18 protein-coding genes and 2 pseudogenes are annotated in these 16,543 nt (G+C 52.9%); 3 read left to right on the plus strand and 17 right to left on the minus strand.

Translation table 11 applies throughout. The features are described 5' to 3' along the window. Positions 1 to 60: 60 nt before the first annotated feature. From KHO07_RS21115 to KHO07_RS21140, 5 genes are all read right to left on the minus strand, one after another. Positions 61 to 309 (minus strand): hypothetical protein, encoded by a 249-nt coding sequence (locus KHO07_RS21115; RefSeq protein ID WP_212627672.1) that lies wholly within the window; start codon positions 307 to 309, stop codon positions 61 to 63. A 518-nt stretch (positions 310 to 827) separates the two neighbouring features. Continuing rightward, positions 828 to 1,091: a DUF2790 domain-containing protein gene (locus KHO07_RS21120; RefSeq protein ID WP_212625442.1), complete on the minus strand. Its 264-nt coding sequence runs from the start codon at positions 1,089 to 1,091 to the stop codon at positions 828 to 830. A gap of 376 nt (positions 1,092 to 1,467) precedes the next feature. Then, a complete protein-coding gene (locus KHO07_RS21125) occupies positions 1,468 to 2,904 on the minus strand; it encodes a catalase (RefSeq protein WP_212625443.1) in 1,437 nt (478 codons plus the stop codon). 690 nt (positions 2,905 to 3,594) lie between these two features. Beyond that, positions 3,595 to 3,960 (minus strand): histone-like nucleoid-structuring protein, MvaT/MvaU family, encoded by a 366-nt coding sequence (locus KHO07_RS21130; protein WP_212625444.1) that lies wholly within the window; start codon positions 3,958 to 3,960, stop codon positions 3,595 to 3,597. A 688-nt stretch (positions 3,961 to 4,648) separates the two neighbouring features. Beyond that, positions 4,649 to 5,281, minus strand: coding sequence for a TetR/AcrR family transcriptional regulator (locus KHO07_RS21140; protein WP_212625445.1), 633 nt, complete (start codon positions 5,279 to 5,281; stop codon positions 4,649 to 4,651). A 92-nt stretch (positions 5,282 to 5,373) separates the two neighbouring features. Between KHO07_RS21140 and KHO07_RS21145 the strand changes: the two are divergent. Further along, positions 5,374 to 5,979 (plus strand): annotated as a pseudogene (locus KHO07_RS21145) (NAD(P)H-dependent oxidoreductase). Between the two features lie 351 nt (positions 5,980 to 6,330). On the opposite strand, the gene KHO07_RS21150 reads toward KHO07_RS21145, so the two are convergent. Further along, the gene (locus KHO07_RS21150; protein WP_244858241.1) at positions 6,331 to 6,561 is read right to left on the minus strand and encodes a hypothetical protein; all 231 of its coding nucleotides are present in this window, start codon (positions 6,559 to 6,561) and stop codon (positions 6,331 to 6,333) included. A 267-nt stretch (positions 6,562 to 6,828) separates the two neighbouring features. On the opposite strand from KHO07_RS21150, the gene KHO07_RS21155 reads away from it, so the two are divergent. Then, positions 6,829 to 7,128, plus strand: a complete 300-nt coding sequence (locus KHO07_RS21155) for a hypothetical protein (protein ID WP_212625447.1) — start codon at positions 6,829 to 6,831, stop codon at positions 7,126 to 7,128. 361 nt (positions 7,129 to 7,489) lie between these two features. Here the strand turns inward: KHO07_RS21155 and KHO07_RS21160 are convergent, their stop codons facing one another. The 5 genes from KHO07_RS21160 to KHO07_RS21180 form a co-directional block, all read right to left on the minus strand. Beyond that, the gene (locus KHO07_RS21160; RefSeq protein ID WP_244858242.1) at positions 7,490 to 7,846 is read right to left on the minus strand and encodes a hypothetical protein; all 357 of its coding nucleotides are present in this window, start codon (positions 7,844 to 7,846) and stop codon (positions 7,490 to 7,492) included. A 49-nt stretch (positions 7,847 to 7,895) separates the two neighbouring features. After that, positions 7,896 to 8,300: a hypothetical protein gene (locus tag KHO07_RS21165; RefSeq protein WP_212625448.1), complete on the minus strand. Its 405-nt coding sequence runs from the start codon at positions 8,298 to 8,300 to the stop codon at positions 7,896 to 7,898. Positions 8,301 to 8,408: 108 nt separating this feature from the next. After that, the gene (locus KHO07_RS21170; protein WP_212625449.1) at positions 8,409 to 9,137 is read right to left on the minus strand and encodes a metallophosphoesterase family protein; all 729 of its coding nucleotides are present in this window, start codon (positions 9,135 to 9,137) and stop codon (positions 8,409 to 8,411) included. Positions 9,138 to 9,243: 106 nt separating this feature from the next. Beyond that, positions 9,244 to 9,666 (minus strand): hypothetical protein, encoded by a 423-nt coding sequence (locus tag KHO07_RS21175; RefSeq protein ID WP_053154046.1) that lies wholly within the window; start codon positions 9,664 to 9,666, stop codon positions 9,244 to 9,246. Positions 9,667 to 9,708: 42 nt separating this feature from the next. Then, the gene (locus KHO07_RS21180) at positions 9,709 to 9,963 is read right to left on the minus strand and encodes a hypothetical protein (RefSeq protein WP_212625450.1); all 255 of its coding nucleotides are present in this window, start codon (positions 9,961 to 9,963) and stop codon (positions 9,709 to 9,711) included. 342 nt (positions 9,964 to 10,305) lie between these two features. On the opposite strand from KHO07_RS21180, the gene KHO07_RS21185 reads away from it, so the two are divergent. Further along, positions 10,306 to 10,773, plus strand: a complete 468-nt coding sequence (locus KHO07_RS21185) for a helix-turn-helix transcriptional regulator (RefSeq protein WP_212625451.1) — start codon at positions 10,306 to 10,308, stop codon at positions 10,771 to 10,773. A gap of 885 nt (positions 10,774 to 11,658) precedes the next feature. Here KHO07_RS21185 and tmk read toward each other — a convergent pair. The 6 genes and pseudogenes from tmk to fabG all read right to left on the minus strand — a co-directional run. Next, positions 11,659 to 11,955: pseudogene (gene tmk, locus KHO07_RS21190) on the minus strand (dTMP kinase); the annotation flags it as partial. A 19-nt stretch (positions 11,956 to 11,974) separates the two neighbouring features. Further along, positions 11,975 to 13,195, minus strand: a complete 1,221-nt coding sequence (gene mltG, locus KHO07_RS21195; protein ID WP_212625452.1) for an endolytic transglycosylase MltG — start codon at positions 13,193 to 13,195, stop codon at positions 11,975 to 11,977. A gap of 3 nt (positions 13,196 to 13,198) precedes the next feature. Next, the gene (gene pabC / locus KHO07_RS21200) at positions 13,199 to 14,014 is read right to left on the minus strand and encodes an aminodeoxychorismate lyase (protein ID WP_150732339.1); all 816 of its coding nucleotides are present in this window, start codon (positions 14,012 to 14,014) and stop codon (positions 13,199 to 13,201) included. Then, positions 14,014 to 15,258 (minus strand): beta-ketoacyl-ACP synthase II, encoded by a 1,245-nt coding sequence (fabF, locus tag KHO07_RS21205; RefSeq protein ID WP_212625453.1) that lies wholly within the window; start codon positions 15,256 to 15,258, stop codon positions 14,014 to 14,016. Before fabF ends, pabC begins: the two co-directional genes overlap by 1 nt. Positions 15,259 to 15,366: 108 nt before the next feature. Further along, positions 15,367 to 15,603, minus strand: a complete 237-nt coding sequence (gene acpP / locus KHO07_RS21210) for an acyl carrier protein (RefSeq protein WP_003175607.1) — start codon at positions 15,601 to 15,603, stop codon at positions 15,367 to 15,369. Between the two features lie 191 nt (positions 15,604 to 15,794). After that, positions 15,795 to 16,538, minus strand: a complete 744-nt coding sequence (fabG, locus tag KHO07_RS21215) for a 3-oxoacyl-ACP reductase FabG (protein WP_007942004.1) — start codon at positions 16,536 to 16,538, stop codon at positions 15,795 to 15,797. Positions 16,539 to 16,543 lie beyond the last annotated feature (5 nt).

The raw sequence follows: 16,543 nt of genomic DNA on the forward strand, positions 1-16,543 counted from the left end.
CTACATTATCTTTACAGTTTTGCGCCGGTGAGCTTTGAGCACTCTAAGCGAGATCGATTCTCAAGCGGGTATTGAACCGCTGAGTTCGATGATACGTCCCGCAGCTACGTCTTTTGCGATGACGCTCAGGCGCTCCTCCTCTCGCTGGAATGTATTGATCATCCGGTACAATGCCTGGGCATCAGGATCATTTCCAACCTGTTTCAAACGGCCTGCAATCCTCACTAATTCCACTCCAGACCATTTCAGTTCAGCGGCGAGCCCTTCCAGGTCTCTGCGTAAGTTCTGCGTGCGACTCATCATAGCCATTATCCCTGGGATTATATCGTCTTTAGTGCTGGTGAGCATGCGCACTAGAGGCGCCACACGGCAGCTTTACTCGGCACAACTGCAGAGTGAATAGAATACCAACTTCTACACGCGTAGTTAAAATTGACAAATAAGGGAATTTCTCACAGCTGCATAAATCTGTACTCTCACGCAACATAACCGAACTCAATGTGCAAGAGCTGATTTCAACACACTCTAATTCCTCGCACGGGGATGAGCGACTCCTAATCACACCGATCTATAGCGCCTAAATATCCTAGAAAATCCAAACCATCAGAATAACGGTTTCACTCCGCCTAGTAGGTGCACATTCCATCTGATCCGTTTGCGTCCAAGAACGGCCCATTAGCACGCATGGCGAAATGAAACTACCGCGACTCAGATGTAATATATTTATGTGCGAATGACTGTCTACCTTTTGACCAAGCTCTCCTTTTATGACTTTCAGAAGGTTACCGCGAGAGTCCTTCCCTTCATGAATCCAATTATTTGATTGATTAACCCCCGCTGCAACCGCTACCAACAACCTCGTACTCCAAGATATGGCGCTTACCTTGCGAGTCCTCATAGACCATTTGTTTCGTTACAACACCGCACACATCAGGCGCCTCCGTTTCGGAAATAACTTTCGCAACATCAAGGTGCTCTGAATAGTTATATTGCTCAACAGGTATTTTTTTCTCCAAACTAGCCGCACTCCCCTCTGCCAGCACGACATTATTCAAACCAAAAAGAACGAAAATCACAGCTAAAAACTTCATAAGTATTACCTCTTAAGTAAAATATTCAAATCAGGCTATCCAAATAAAACCAGAGAACTATCGGTGCTTTTGGTAAACCATACGAAACGTTAAGAACTCTATCGCCGGCCGGCTTGACAGCCGACGGCTTAAACCGTCGACTGTGCAAGCATGTGATATGACCGTCCCTTCTGATTGAAAGACGTCAATGGCAATAACAATCACCCATTGATGCAGCTGTCGCGCAGATGAGGAAACACGTGCAACGGTCACAGTTGCAGTAGCTCGTCGAACGAACCAAGGATGCGAATGCCGCCCCTTAAGCGCGATGCACTTTCAGCGACTAACGGCTCGAAGCAAGAAATGCGTTGCCTGGGGAGGCCTCTTTTATTATTGCTTAGCCCAACCGCTCGATTGCAGCTGCTACGCCAGCGCCATACTCCGGATCAGCCTTGGTGCAATTATCGATATGACGCTGTTTCACCAATGCCGAAGCCCCATTGATAGCGCGCGCCGTGTTGTCAAACAGCGCCCGCTGTTGCGAAGGTGTCATTAAGCGAAACAGAGCGCCCGGCTGAGAGTAATAATCGTCATCGTCCTCGCGGTAGTTCCAGTTAGCAGCTGCACCGTTCAACGCCAATGAAGGTTCGGAAAAGTCTGGCTGTTCTACCCACGCACCTTTGGTATTTGGCTCGTACCCGATCATGCCGCCACCATTACCGCTGACGCGCATTTGTCCGTCTCGATGGTAGCTATTGACCGGGCATTTCGGGGCGTTAACTGGAATTTGGTGATGATTGACACCTAGGCGATAACGCTGTGCATCTCCGTAGGAAAAAAGGCGTCCCTGCAGCATTCTGTCTGGCGAGAAGCTGATGCCCGGAACCACGTTGGCCGGACTGAACGCTGCTTGTTCAACATCGTGGAAATAGTTTTCCGGGTTGCGGTTCAGTTCAAGCACTCCGACCTCGATCAACGGATAATCGGCGTGTGGCCAGACCTTGGTCAAGTCGAAGGGATGGATTCTATAGGTGCTAGCGTCTTGCTCGGGCATGATCTGAACAAACATCTTCCACTTAGGAAAATCGCCTTTTTCGATGCTGTCATACAGGTCACGTTGATGAGTTTCGCGGTCGCCGGCGACTAAGTCGGCGGCCTCTTGGTCAGTGAGATTCTCGATCCCTTGCTGGGTCTTGAGGGTGAATTTGATCCAGAACCGCTCATTCTGAGGACTAATGAAACTGAACGTATGGCTACCGAAACCGTGCATGTGGCGGTGTGATTTGGGTAGACCGCGATCGCTCATTACCACGGTGACCTGGTGCAAAGCTTCGGGTAGCGAAGTCCAGAAGTCCCAATTGTTCTCTGCGCTGCGCAGGTTAGTGCGAGGATCACGCTTTACGGCGTGGTTCAGATCAGGAAATTTCAATGGGTCGCGCAGAAAGAACACGGGGGTGTTGTTGCCAACCAAGTCCCAGTTGCCCTGCTCCGTATAAAACTTTACGGCGAAACCTCGAATATCACGCTCGGCGTCAGCAGCGCCACGCTCACCGGCCACAGTTGAAAATCGCATAAAAATGTCAGTCTTCTTGCCGACCTCTGAGAATACCCTGGCCTTGCTATAGCGACTGATGTCGTGAGTAACCGTGAAGGTACCAAAGGCACCAGAACCTTTAGCGTGCATACGTCGCTCGGGGATTACTTCGCGATCAAAATGAGCCAGTTTCTCCAACAACCATACGTCCTGCAACATTAGCGGCCCACGTGGCCCTGCAGATTGCGAGTTTTGGTTATCAACGACGGGGGCACCAGCCACTGTTGTAAGTTTGTTCATGCTCAAGCTCCGGTTTATTTGCTCTGTTATGGCAGCACAATGAGGCTCTTCGGATATAAAAAAACTGACTGTTTTTTGTTAAGCCGACAAAGACTTCATTAGGTTCAGGTATCCTGTGCCTAAACCCTGGCCCAACACGCTCAAGCGAGCTTCGACCGTACGTTCAAACAACGTGGCACAACCCTTTTCACGTGGTTCCAATGAATGAAATGCTGAGGCGTCGGCCAGCATGCACTGGCCAGCGTCCGCCAACGAATATGCCCTTCATCGAACCGCAGTGTCGCTCGACTAGCGACCAAGAGTTCTGAACTGTGCTCCTACTTGTTTTGATAGAGTCTAAAGCCGCTATACAGCGAGGCAGCAGTGTAAAGCTTCCATTTAGGGCTGCGTTTAGACGTACGATAGAAGCTCAGCAGGAGCGAATATAGTATCGACGTGCTCTGTAATAGACTCGGTAAAGTGCTGCTGGGCATGGGGCATGGTACAGATGTGCTCGCGCAGAGTTATAAAAATAGCGGTAACCACAGCACTACCCCAGAACAAACGCATTGACCGGAGACCGTTCTCTAACTATCTGCCTCATAGTATTTTCAAGCTACATGGCTGCTTTTCCGGAAAAACAGCTAAAGCAGGAATTGGTTGGAATACGCGTACAAAAAAAGGCCCAGAAGGGCCTTTTTGCAGTAACGATTACTTGGCCAACCACGACTCCACTGTCGCTGAGCCGTGTTCAGCTTTCCATTCCTTCAGCGTTTTGTGATTGCCGCCCTTGGTTTCAACGACTTCACCGGTGTGAGGGTTTTTGTAGATCTTCACCTGGCGCGGCTTTCGGCTGCCGGCTTTGGTCTCGACGGCTGGAACGCGACGCCCTACTTGCGGATCAAGCAGGTTGATCACGTCCTTCAAGCTGTAGCCGTATTTTGCGAGCAAATCACGCAGTTTGGTTTCGAATTCGATTTCTTTCTTAAGGCCAGCATCGCCCTTCAGGGCTTCGAGCGCTTGGAGCTGCTCTGCGAGGTGTTTCTCTAGTTGGCGGAATTCGGCGAGTTTTGACATGACAGACCTCAGTTAGACAATTCGCTAGGAGTATATTCGAGATCAGAGATTTACGCTAAGAGGGTTAAAATGAAACGAAAAAATATGGCTGAGCCATTTTTCGAAGTCTCTACGTTCCCGCCGAAAGACAGCTCTCCATACGGATAACCGAACGCGATGTACTGCGCAGATTCACTCTAACATTAATTTTTTTCAGAATATGTAAGCTTGACGCCTGAACGCGCGGCGCAGGGATTGAGCATCGGTTTGGTAAACTTGCCAATTTCCATGATTTGGAAGACCTCCGTTCTTCGGTCACCAAGTAGTCCGCGAATATTCTACGATGGCATAGCCACCAAACGGCTTCCGCACACATAATGGCGCAGCGCTTGGTAGCAGCAAGCTTCAGCAATTGGTTCCCCCCTCAAACTCAACTGAAAAAGCGTAGTCAACATAGTTGTGAAAAATCTGATTTTCCCAGTATGCATTAACGTCATCCGGGAAGATTTTCGATTTCTTACGTAACCCACCTAAACTTATAATTTGCTAATGGGAAATGTCAGATCGGGCTAGGCATTACGCCGTTCAATTGGGCGTCGCCGGACTGAATGTCATCAATGATGGTCATAGCCGAATCTGTGTTTTTGGTAAAAATGTAAGCCGCCAATGGCACCGGTTTAACCAGGTTTTTCTTTACGGCCTGAGGCGATCATTGCTCACGCCCGCGCGTATGTCTCTCAGTCATCGCAACAATCAATTCAAAGAGCTCATCTTTTGCTTGTATGGATGTGATTTCGCCGATTGCAGCGGCATGAGAAAGCGCTTCGGCTGCACCAAGCATCGCCCGAAGACCGGCGTGCGAGATGTCACGGTCTTTTTTGAAAGCAGAAAGCGCCATCCGGCACTTGTCCATGAAAATCGCTTCGTATTCGCGTTTGATATTCTCAAGCTCAGGTGAGCTGGCCAACGCCGCGATCACGCCAGGAATTTCATTACCTTGGAGAAGCACACAGTCAACGTAAGATGATGCAATGACGGTCGCCCTGTCCCGCAAGTTGGGCTCGCTCGCCTGAAGCGCGGCATCCATGAGTTTAGTCTGGCGAGCATCGAACTCTTGATAGAGCGCTGCGAGCAGCCCAGGACGCGTTTTGAAATGATCGTAGACCACCGGTTTTGTCACGCCCGCTTGCTTGGCAAGCCGTCCGAGCGTGAGAGCCTCAGTCCCTTCCTCCCGCACTAGCCGCCAAGCGACATCCAGTAACTGACGCTTTCTATCTTCCCGAGACATACGGCGGCGCGGCTGCGAACCGAAATCTTCCCGTGCTTTCTCGATGCTTGACATGTCTATATACCAAAAGTAACTTACCAAGAGTAACCTACCACGAGTATATAACCTTCCACCCTTCACGCTCAATCAACAGTAGGACTTCCGATATGCATGCGCTCATCGTTGTTGCCCATCACAATACTGAATCACTCACCCATGCTCTGGCTGCACAAATCTCCAGAGGCCTGTCCGAAGTGGACTCTGGGAACTCATCTGAAATCGCTGACCTTTCTGCGCAAGGCTTTGATCCACGATTTACGGATGCAGACCTTGCTGTTCACCACAGAGAAGCCCTGCCTCCCGCCGACGTTGTCGCCGAACAGTTACGGATTGATCGAGCCGATGCCCTTGTGTTGGTCTACCCCGTTTATTGGTGGTCAATGCCAGCGCTTTTGAAGGGATGGATTGATCGTGTCTTCTCCAATGGTTGGGCTTTCGATTTCAGTTCAGACGCCAAGCTGGTGAAGAAGCTTCATCACCTGCAAGTTCATCTCGTCGGTGTCGGCGGTGCCGATCGGGCAACCTAAGAGCGGCACGGCTATGCCCATGCCATGAAAACGCAAATTGACCATGGGATCTTCGATTATTGTGGCGCCCGCGTCGTGAACTCCGAACTGTTACTCGACTCGGAGACGGTTAATCCGTCAACGCATTTGAACGCTGCACGAGCTCTCGGGCGGAGACTATTTGTTAAGTCCACGCTAGGCGGCTGAGTAGAGAAATTCTTTCGAATGTAAATGCAGATTCGATCCGAACCGGCTATGCGGGAAACCTTTTGGCTGGCCAAAAATCGTTTATCGAGCCTCCTTTTGACCCTGAAAAACCATTAAGCCCGCGATCAAAATCAGCAGCATGCCCATCCATGTATATGGGTCGATGCCGGTAACACCGCAAGCATTGTCGCCAAAACGATGCATTTGGCTAATCAGAATAGCGGCGAGCCGGAGCGCAGTTCCCAAGTGGTAATGCAATTGTTTCTTCGCTTAAGCGCCTAGCCTTTACTGCGCTACACGTTCAATCGGGAAATGGCCTGCTGTAAACCTAACAGCAAGACGTGGGCGCTTTCAGTTGTCCCCCCAGGGATCGAATTTTCCCCCGTACCTAGCGCGTAAGGCGCGATTGCGTTCGATCCGCCTAATCCACGGGTCGTAGTCCTCTGGCAATACGGCGAGCTTAGCGCTGATGATCATTTGCACCGTTTCATCACGCAGCAGACTGCTGGTCAGCTCGCGATATTCGCCACGCGTAACCACACCATAAACCGCGTGATTGTCTTTAACGTAGAGATCGGTCATTCCTACCCTCATATGGCCATATTTTTCTACGTCATCGGGGTAGATGTCCTCTAGGCTGAGGTATCCCATATCGGACTCCGGGCTAGGAACGTACTCACTGAATAGCACTGCCTGAACGCTCCGCAATGTTCGAAGGTGCCACCGATAGCGGGCACCATCATTGAAATCGCTCCTTCGCGCCAGCGCCTACGTAAACCAGCCAACAACAAGCGATTTAGTGTGCGCATGATAACCTCCGCTCAGTTATCAACGTTCCGAGAATCTGCTTTGAACACACCAAACGCACATGCCGATTTTAACAATCTGATCAATGCTCCGAAATTTTCCGATGACCCCGTAGGGCACCGTCAGAACAAGCGGTGGGAGCTCATCGCTGGAGACATCTACAAAAGCACATCGAAAGAGGCATTGCTCGAAGCTAGGGGCAAAGCCGAAGGCTATATCCACGGTCTTGTGGACGCTGGGCATTTGTCGACGAGAGACACCGAGCGCGACTATCTCATTTTGAGCACCGTCCAACGGCGGCGTGAGTTTTTGCAAAAACTGTTGAACGAGTACGGTTACTAAGCCAAGGCCGCTGTGAGCCGTGCGATGATAAAACCAGCGTCACAGGATAGAGTCAGTTTGAAGCGCTCCGCACGGGTCACTCGGAGCGCTGCTAATGAAAACCGTAAGCGGGCTAGCAAGCGACTTTTCATCGGTCTAACGGAGCTCGAGCAATGAGCTTGTCCTGAATCGACAGCCATTCCTCCATTGAAATAAGCACCGCAGTCCCGCGTTCTCCCTCTACGAAAACTGGTTTGCGAGTCGTGATCATCTGGTCGAGCAACTCGTCAAAATGGGCTATTGCCCTAACGACTGACCATCGTTCATCTGGCATATGACACGGCCCTACCAAGTGATCAAAGGATGGCTTTCATACTACCGATTAGAATCTATCGGCGGACTGGAGAAGCTTTAAAAAGCTAGCTCTTCCGAGGTCTCGCCTGAAGCTAGCGATGACGTAATTACCATCTTGAGTCTCGAGCAACCAAAATCGCCCTTCTTTCCTCGCCGACTGAATTTTACCTGTGCGAAGGATAGAACCATCAGCTCTGTGGTAGGCATCATCCTTCTCAGAGTGATCGAATGACACCCCGACGCATGTGTCATCTGCAATGAAAGCGTCGCTGATAAATGCCTTGACAGGCACCGTGTATTTGCGAATGCTTGCTCGAACCAAACGGCTCAGCTGAAATTCGCTGACATCTTTGCTATGAAATTCCAGCTCAATTACTTCAGGCATCCAACACAAGCTCCAAAACGACCGTGAATAAACCGTCGGCAAGCATCGCTTACCCTGCCCTCATCGAAAAAGCAGCCCCAATGCTAGCCTCTTTGCTCAATCCTGGCCCAAGCAGAAGATAGACAGTATTTTTGGTTTCAAACATGCAGCCTTCAGTGAAAGACACGCCGAAATTACTGCGCACCCACATGCTAGGTTGGAAGCGACCTTTACTGTCCAGTACGATTTCGTGTGCGAAAAGCGTCGCCGGAAGTAGACCGAGCCGGGAGAGCTTTTCTTTCTCAGCAGGGTTAACCGTGAGGTCGATCAGGATCCACTGCTTCACCACACAGAATGCTTTGCCGGGAAATGTTTTTGCTGCCAATGCAATCAGCTCATCTTCGGTGCCCTGCCAGCCAGGTGCTTCCTGTCCTGCTCCGTAAAGAAGCTGGGAAATGTCTTCTAATGTGACCATGTGAAATTCTCGAGATCGATTTAGGTTTTGATCGCTAATAGGTTCATCCCAGCGCTAAAACGTAGGAAAAAACCCAAATTGCTGACGTTCATCGCTGAATTCCGTTCATCAAATGTCGATCAGGAGCTCCTGATCGAAACCGGTGTCTTCACTCGGGTATCCGCGAGGATTTGACACAACGCGGCATCCTCCTTTAACGAAATCCGCAGCGATGTGGGTATGTCCATAAATCCACAGATCGGCCTTCTCCAGAAGCTCCGGCCAATTGTTTGCGTACGCAGCAACGAGGTGTTCTGGAAAATCCCCACTTACGTATTCCGACGTAGGGGCATGGTGCGTGACGACGACAGTTTTCCCGGCGAAGGGATTGCTCAATTCCTCAGTAAGCCAGGTGTACGCCGCCTGTGATTTAGCGATCAAGTCATCAGGACGTAAACGTCGGAAATTTTCATCGGTTCTGATCACGGTGAAATCGTTCATCCAGTCCCAAGCGACTCGTTTCGCGGCAACGACATCTCCGGTCGACGAGTAATCTGTCCATGCAGTCGTGACCAAAAACCTCGTCTGATTGAGTATCAATACTTCGTTTTCGAGGACGTGCACGTGAGCAGCAGCCGCCTCTTTCATTTTTCGCAGCGTGTGATCAATGTGGCCGCCGTAGTACTCATGATTTCCGCAAACGTAAATTACCGGGCACTGGAATGTGTCGTTTGCCCAGTTCACGCCGCGAGATTTGATATCAATATCGCCAGCGAGAATGACTACGTCCGCGTGGCTTGGGGCTGGATCGAATGGAGCGAAGCCGAGGTGCAGATCTGAGTAAATCTGAATTTTCATAGCAGACGACCACTTTCTTTTTAGTTGTACATTGCATACAGCTGTGGCAGGCGGCCTCCGACCATGGCGCGCCTTGCCAGGAGAGGCTGCGATTTACGTACTCGGATTAAAAAATCACTCGAAGCCCTTTGAGAGAGTGAGGGTCAACAAGACAGCCTGGGGCATCCGTATAAGCCTTTTCGTCGCCAATGTTATGAAGGCAAACACGAGCACCACTAGAGTCATATCCGACCAGCAACCCCGAAAGCCCCTCCATAATCCATTTGCCGGCTTTGTTCATCCACCCAGGCGTGACGACCTGAATTTCCGTAACGACAAACTCGCTGGTTTGTTTGGAAAGTATTTCTTCGAGCATATCGACGTCACTAATCATCATGGTGCTTGACCATACCGTGCCCTCCAAGCGCTCCTGAAGGACGACGTGATACCAAGGATGAGCCAAGTGGCGTTCAAACATCCGCCAGTTCGAATACCCATCCCCAAAAATATTAGGAGTGCCCTCGGCAACAGTTTCATGACTTCTAAACATTTCACATTCCCGTGGATCTACAGGCCGCTGTTGCAGCTGACATCACTGATAAAGAGACAGTATCGACGCGAGACTGGCTGACCTTTCGTCGCCGTCTCCCGCCAAAACGTACACCGTGTTTTTGGTTTCAAAGAGAAAGCCATCTTGGAATGAAATGGCCATGGTGCTGCGCACCCAATTTCCGTAATCGAAGCGTCCTCGGCTGTCGAGGATGACTTTTTCGGCGAAAACGAAGAGCGACAGGTGGCCATGTACGTTGATTTTTGTGAGATCCGCATCGCTCGCTATCGCACGCACGATCGTCCACTGCTAGACGATGCAAAAACCTTTGTTTGGGAAGCGGGTTTGCGCGATATGAATTAGCGCTTCTTGGGTTTTCTCCAGATCCAGAGCGTGGCTCTCCAGTGGTAGAGAGGAGCTCGATGGCTGCTTGGATTTCTTCGAGTCCCATGCTTCATTCCCGTCAATACATGTCATATGTTTAAGCGCATCACCGTTAGGAAAGCTCACGGAAGCGACACTACCTCGAGCATTGCCTTTTCATGAATGACGAAACCGATCGACCCACAAAAGGGATTATATGACGTGTTATGGGTCAACGCAATGTGGCTTTATCCTCTGTTTTGTAGAGGATCATAAATGTCTCTCAGCGAAGCATTTGCGGCCGTTGTCCGGGCCTTGAGACAGAAATCAGGAATGTCCCAGGACGATCTACCTTTAATTGATCGCTCTTACCTGAGCCGCGTGGAGCGCGGCAAAGGGAACGTTTCGATCGAAATGCTTTTGAAAATGTCAAAAATGCTGGACGCTGAGCCCACTGTTCTAATGCTCCTAACAACTTCTTTGCTTTCTGAGGAGGCGACAGATGTCGCATTGGAGCGGATCTCGAGGAAGCTAGAGACGTTGAAAGAGACTGGAGTGATCGAGTTGATCTCCAGCGGCGGTATGCCACGCAAACATGGACGACCTTCCAACCTCGCTGCAAGTGAAAGACTAAAACTTGCTCCACAACTGAAGCAAAAAGGACTATCTAATTCAGAGATAGCTCGAGAATTGGACGTTTCTAAGTCAACGGTACAACGGTATCTCGCCAAGGCTCCTCATTAACGGTAAAAGCCGAAATTACCGATCTGATGAATCACCTCTCAGGCATGCTTCCTCTCCACTAGACCTCTTCGCTGAGCCCTCAATCCGCATTACATGCAGGATGGCGATCGCACTAAAGACTTATTGAACCGGGCACGACCGAGTAAAACGATTTCTGTACATAGCGCGGGGAGCTTCGAAGTCGGTTTGTAGACAAAGGACCGAAAATGAAGGCTCCGGGTATGCCTGGCAATACCAAGAATGCCGGTACTGTGTAAGCGGATGGCAAACAGACCTGCCGAGCTCCAGCATTAAGGGCGATGGTGGCCGCGTATTTTTAAGCGGGCGCGATCACCCTGATCACCCTGATCGCCAAGATTTCCATGCGCCAACGAAGCTCTTACCCCAAAACCGTTCGATGCCCAAGTTGTTCAGGAGTGCTTGCAATCCGGTGCTTCCATTTCCAGCGTTGCCATTACCCACGGCATCCACGCTGCGGGGTTTGTGGGCAGTCCTGAGCACGGTGGGCCCATCGCCTGTTGTTGACTATTGGCTTGGAGCAAAAAGCGGATAAGCGCTTGGCGGTCGTTGATGGCGCGATAAAATGAAAACGTAAACGTGGAATGAGCCCATATTTATTGGGTTTCGAGTCGCATGAGGCTAGGACATGGGGGCCACTAGCGGAAGAAACGGGCGTTTCGGGTTTACGTTTGATTTTTCGTACCAGAGCGCGAGCACGGGGGTTTACTTTTTGAAAATTACCATTACTATAATGGGATCAAGCAGCGGACTTCTGAAACCAGAAACCCATGTATATAGGGATTTCTAGGCAAGAAACGTTTTCTGAAGAGGGTGGAAACGAGAATCTGTCTTTGGTTTACGTTTACTACCAACAGAAAATAAGAAGTTCGTGAAACGATCACACAAGACCACTGCACCACGGGCCAGCGCCGGGCGAATCACCTCGGCCAGATGCTGGGCACGGGCCGCAAATACCAAGAGCAATTCGGTGTCCGGATTCATCACTTCATCGACCGGCGCCAGCAGCACTTCACGGATACGCTCGGCCAACGGAGTACCGCCCGGCTCGCGGGTCAGCACGACCTCGATACCGGCGGCGCGCAGGCGCTCGGCCAGGTATTCACGATTGGTGCTCTTGCCGGCGCCTTCCGGGCCTTCCAGCGTAATAAACAAGCCAGTCACAGGCAGTCCTTAGTCAGAGTCATTGCGAGTTTTGCGGCGCGGCTGCATCCGGTGCGGGCGTTGGTGCAGGTTCAGGCGCAGGTGCTTGCGGCGGTACTTGCGGTAAAGTCTCGGGAGCGGTGTCAGGTGATGCAGCCGGGATTGGCGCCTGCTCCGGCTCAGCCTGAGGTTCCTCAACCGGAGCCTCCGGCGATTCCGGCGCGGTCACTGGTGCCGGGCTGGAGCGGTAATCGGCGCGACGCTTGAGTTGATACTCTCGCACGGCGTTGTTATGGGTATCCAGGTCATCGGAAAACACATGACTGCCATCACCGCGAGCGACGAAATAGAGGCTGCTGCCATCCACCGGATTCAACGCCGCGTGGATCGCTTCGCGGCCGACCATGGCAATCGGGGTCGGCGGCAAACCGGAAATCATGTAGGTGTTGTAAGGCGTCGCTTCCTTGAGATGGGCGCGCGTGAGCTTGCCGCTGTAACGGTCGCCCAGCCCGTAGATTACGGTCGGATCGGTTTGCAGCATCATGCCGATGGCCATGCGCCGCACGAACACGCCGGCAATCTGCCCGCGCTCCTGCGGCACGCCGGTTTCCTTCTCGACCAACGAGGCCATGATCAGGGCCTGATACGGGCCGCTGTAAGGCAAATCGGTTGCGCGCTGATTCCATTCCTTGGCCAGGACTTCGTCGAGACGGTCATAGGCGGTCTTCAGCAGCTCGACGTCGGTCATGCCACGTACGAAACGGTAGGTGTCGGGGAAGAACCGCCCTTCCGGGAAAATTCCGGTATGGCCGAGCTTGTCCATGACCTGGCTGTCGCTCAGGCCGTTGAGGGTTTGCTCGATTTTTTCCTCTTTGGCCAGCGCCGCACGGACTTGATGGAAATTCCAGCCCTCAACCAGGGTCAGGCTGTATTGGACCATTTCCCCGCGCTTCCACAGGTCGATAAGGCCTTCGACAGTCATGCCGGGCGTCATGCGGTATTCGCCGCTGTGCAACGGCTGCTTGGGCAGGTTGAAGCGCCAGTACACGCGTAGCCAGAATGCGTCCTTGATGACGCCGTCGGCTTCCATTCGCAAGAGGGTGCGGTTCGGCGTGGTGCCTTTGGGCACCTCCAACAGTTCTTCCTGAGTAATGTTCAGCGGCTGAACCAGCGCCGAATGAATTTTCCAGGCAGAAGCGCCCAACATCAGCCCCGCCAGAACCAGTCCGGTTTCCAGCAGCAGCAAGAATTTACGTCTCACGTATCAAGCATCCAGTAGCGCGCAGGCAATGGTTTGGAGTTTACGGGTGAGCGGCCCAACCGGCCAGCTCAGTGCGGCATAGGCTTGCACCGGCCAAACGCCATAGACACTGTTGCAGACAAACACCTCGTCGGCCTGCTGCAGCTGCTCCAGCGTGATATCGGTGATTTCTGTGGGGATGCCCAGTGACTCGGCTTGAAACAATAATTCGGCACGCATCACGCCTTCTACGCCGCAGCGTTTGAGATCGGCGGTGATCAGCACGCCGTCGCGCACCAGGAACAGGTTGCTGAACACACCTTCAATCACTCGACCGTCCTGATCGAGCATCAGACCTTCGGCATGTTCGGAGTCCTGCCATTCGGCGCGCGCCATCACCTGTTCGAGACGGTTCAAGTGTTTGAGACCGGCGAGCAGAGGCTGAATGGAAAGTCGCGTGGCGCAGGGAAACAGACGAATGCCTTGTTCTCTATGGGTCTTCGGGTAAGTCGCCGGGGGATTACCCGACAAAATGCGACGGGCCTGGACCGAGGGATCAAATGCGTAACCGCGCAGGCTGTCGCCACGGGTCACGATCAGTTTGAGCACACCTTCCTGCAAATCCCCGGCGCAGGTCACCAGCTCCCTGACCACTGCCTCATGATCGAGGTTGATCGCCAGCCGCTGGCAGCCCTTGGCCAGACGCCCCAGATGACGATCCAGCAGTACCGGGGAGCCGTTACGTACCGCGATGGTCTCGAAAAGACCATCGCCGTACGCCAGGCCGCGATCTTTCAGCGACAGTGCGTCAGCCGGTTGACCGTCGACCCAGGTGTCCATCAGCCTGCGAACCGGCGGAACACCAGCGAGCCATTGGTGCCGCCAAAACCGAAGGAGTTGGACAGGACCACATCGATTTCCATGTTGCGCGCAGTGTGCGGCACGAAATCGAGATCGCAGCCTTCGTCCGGCTCATCCAGGTTGATGGTCGGTGGAGCCACCTGGCTGTTGATCGACAGCACGCTGAAGATCGCCTCAACCGCACCGGCTGCGCCGAGCAGGTGACCGGTCATCGACTTGGTCGAGCTGACAGCCACGTTGTACGCGTGCTCGCCAAACACCGACTTGATCGCGTTGACTTCCGCGAGGTCGCCGGCAGGGGTCGACGTACCGTGGGCATTGATGTACTGCACTTGATCGCCATTGACCTTGGCATCGCGCAGCGCATTGGTGATGCAGCGGGCCGCCCCGGCGCCATCGGCAGGTGGCGAGGTCATGTGGTAAGCATCGCCGCTGGTACCGAAACCGATCAGCTCGGCATAGATGGTCGCACCACGGGCCTTGGCATGCTCCAGCTCTTCCAGAACCAGCGCACCGGCACCGTTGGACAAAACGAAGCCATCACGGCCCTTGTCCCATGGACGGCTGGCGCGGGTCGGCTCGTCGTTGCGGGTCGACAGTGCGCGGGAGGCACCGAAGCCACCCATGCCGAGGCCACAAGCGGCCATTTCGGCGCCGCCGGCGATCATCACGTCGGCTTCGTCGTACATGATGTTGCGGGCTGCCATGCCGATGCAGTGGGTACCGGTGGTACACGCCGTGGCGATGGCATAGTTAGGTCCCTGTGCACCCAGGTGGATGGACAGGAAACCGGAAATCATATTGATGATCGAGCCAGGTACGAAAAACGGAGAAATCCGTCGTGGACCGGTCTCGTGCAGCGTGCGGCTGGTTTCTTCGATATTGGTCAGTCCGCCAATGCCCGAACCCATCGCCACGCCAATGCGCTCACGGTTGGCGTCGGTGACTTCCAGACCGGCATTGCGCACTGCCTGAAAACCTGCGGCCAGACCGTACTGAATAAACAGGTCGAGCTTGCGTGCTTCCTTGAGTGACAGGTATTCCTCGACATTGAAGCCCTTTACCGAGCCGCCAAAACGGGTGGAATAGGCAGAAAGGTCGGTGTGTTCGATCAGACCAATGCCACTGCGGCCAGCCAGAATGCCCTGCCAGCTGCTTGGCACATCCGTGCCCAGTGGCGACAACATACCCATACCGGTGACTACGACGCGTCTACGCGACACAGCACTCTCCTTTTTCAAATGACGACTTTGCATCAGGCCTAAAGAAAAAACCGCACGCCATGATGGCAGTGCGGTTTTTCCATGACAGCAAGCAACGATTACAAACTATTACGCCTGGTGGCTAGTAACGTAGTCGATTGCAGCTTGTACAGTAGTGATCTTCTCAGCTTCTTCGTCAGGGATTTCGGTCTCGAATTCCTCTTCCAGAGCCATCACCAGCTCAACGGTGTCAAGGGAGTCAGCACCCAGGTCTTCAACGAAGGAAGCAGTGTTGACCACTTCTTCTTCTTTAACGCCCAGTTGCTCGGCAACGATTTTCTTGACGCGCTCTTCGATGGTGCTCATACCTTGTTTTCACTCCTAATGGACAAATTCAGGCAGCTGGCCAGTGGGTAAGTGTATAGAAAGACTTTTCAGCTTTTCAACTGAAAGCTTCACTCCTCAAACCCGGTGACCCTCTGCCTATAAATAGATTGCAGCTTTATAACGGATTTTAGACAGCTCGTATGACATTTTTTTGAAGCAATCCGTCACATTTAACTCATGTACATCCCGCCGTTCACCGGGATTGTAGCCCCAGTAACGTAAGCCGCACCGTCGGAGGCAAGAAAAGCGACCACAGACGCGATCTCTTGAGCTTGTCCCAGACGACCCAGCGGAATCTGCGTCTGCAAGGCTTCACGCTGTGCCTCGGGCAGTTCGCGGGTCATATCGGTATCGATGAACCCTGGGGCCACCGAGTTTACCGTAATCGAACGCGAACCGACTTCACGCGCCAGTGCACGGCTGAAACCTTCCAGACCGGCCTTGGCGGCAGCGTAGTTTACTTGGCCTGCGTTGCCCATGGCACCCACAACCGAGCCAATACTGATAATTCGTCCCCAACGGGCTTTGGTCATACCGCGCAAAACGCCCTTGGACAGGCGGAACAGACTGTTCAGGTTGGTATCGACAACGTCATGCCACTCGTCGTCTTTCATGCGCATCATCAGGTTATCGCGGGTGATACCGGCATTGTTGACCAGGATCGCCGGCGCACCAAACTGCTCCTGGATGCTCGCCAGGACAGCCGCCACGGACTCGTCGCTGGTCACGTTGAGCTCAAGGCCGGTACCCTGGATGCCGTTTTCTTTCAGAGTGGCGGCAATACGCTCGGCACCCGAAGCGGAGGTCGCGGTGCCAACAACAATGGCGCCCTGACGACCCAGTTCCAGGGCGATAGCCTGGCCGATGCCACGGCTTGCACCGGTGACCAGTGCAACTTTACCTTGCAGACTCATGCAAG

The organism is Pseudomonas sp. PP3, from assembly GCF_905336995.1.
GTDB classification, from domain to species: Bacteria; Pseudomonadota; Gammaproteobacteria; order Pseudomonadales; family Pseudomonadaceae; genus Aquipseudomonas; species Aquipseudomonas reinekei.

Excerpts from the sequence above, each read along its gene's own strand:
- KHO07_RS21115 (WP_212627672.1), bottom strand. The coding sequence starts at position 309 with ATGGCTATGATGAGTCGCACGCAGAACTTACGCAGAGACCTGGAAGGG.
- KHO07_RS21120 (WP_212625442.1), bottom strand. The coding sequence starts at position 1,091 with ATGAAGTTTTTAGCTGTGATTTTCGTTCTTTTTGGTTTGAATAATGTC.
- KHO07_RS21125 (WP_212625443.1), bottom strand. The coding sequence starts at position 2,904 with ATGAACAAACTTACAACAGTGGCTGGTGCCCCCGTCGTTGATAACCAA.
- KHO07_RS21130 (WP_212625444.1), bottom strand. The coding sequence starts at position 3,960 with ATGTCAAAACTCGCCGAATTCCGCCAACTAGAGAAACACCTCGCAGAG.
- KHO07_RS21140 (WP_212625445.1), bottom strand. The coding sequence starts at position 5,281 with ATGTCAAGCATCGAGAAAGCACGGGAAGATTTCGGTTCGCAGCCGCGC.
- KHO07_RS21150 (WP_244858241.1), bottom strand. The coding sequence starts at position 6,561 with ATGACCGATCTCTACGTTAAAGACAATCACGCGGTTTATGGTGTGGTT.
- KHO07_RS21160 (WP_244858242.1), bottom strand. The coding sequence starts at position 7,846 with ATGCCTGAAGTAATTGAGCTGGAATTTCATAGCAAAGATGTCAGCGAA.
- KHO07_RS21165 (WP_212625448.1), bottom strand. The coding sequence starts at position 8,300 with ATGGTCACATTAGAAGACATTTCCCAGCTTCTTTACGGAGCAGGACAG.
- KHO07_RS21170 (WP_212625449.1), bottom strand. The coding sequence starts at position 9,137 with ATGAAAATTCAGATTTACTCAGATCTGCACCTCGGCTTCGCTCCATTC.
- KHO07_RS21175 (WP_053154046.1), bottom strand. The coding sequence starts at position 9,666 with ATGTTTAGAAGTCATGAAACTGTTGCCGAGGGCACTCCTAATATTTTT.
- KHO07_RS21185 (WP_212625451.1), top strand. The coding sequence starts at position 10,306 with ATGTCTCTCAGCGAAGCATTTGCGGCCGTTGTCCGGGCCTTGAGACAG.
- pabC (WP_150732339.1), bottom strand. The coding sequence starts at position 14,014 with ATGGACACCTGGGTCGACGGTCAACCGGCTGACGCACTGTCGCTGAAA.
- acpP (WP_003175607.1), bottom strand. The coding sequence starts at position 15,603 with ATGAGCACCATCGAAGAGCGCGTCAAGAAAATCGTTGCCGAGCAACTG.
- fabG (WP_007942004.1), bottom strand. The coding sequence starts at position 16,538 with ATGAGTCTGCAAGGTAAAGTTGCACTGGTCACCGGTGCAAGCCGTGGC.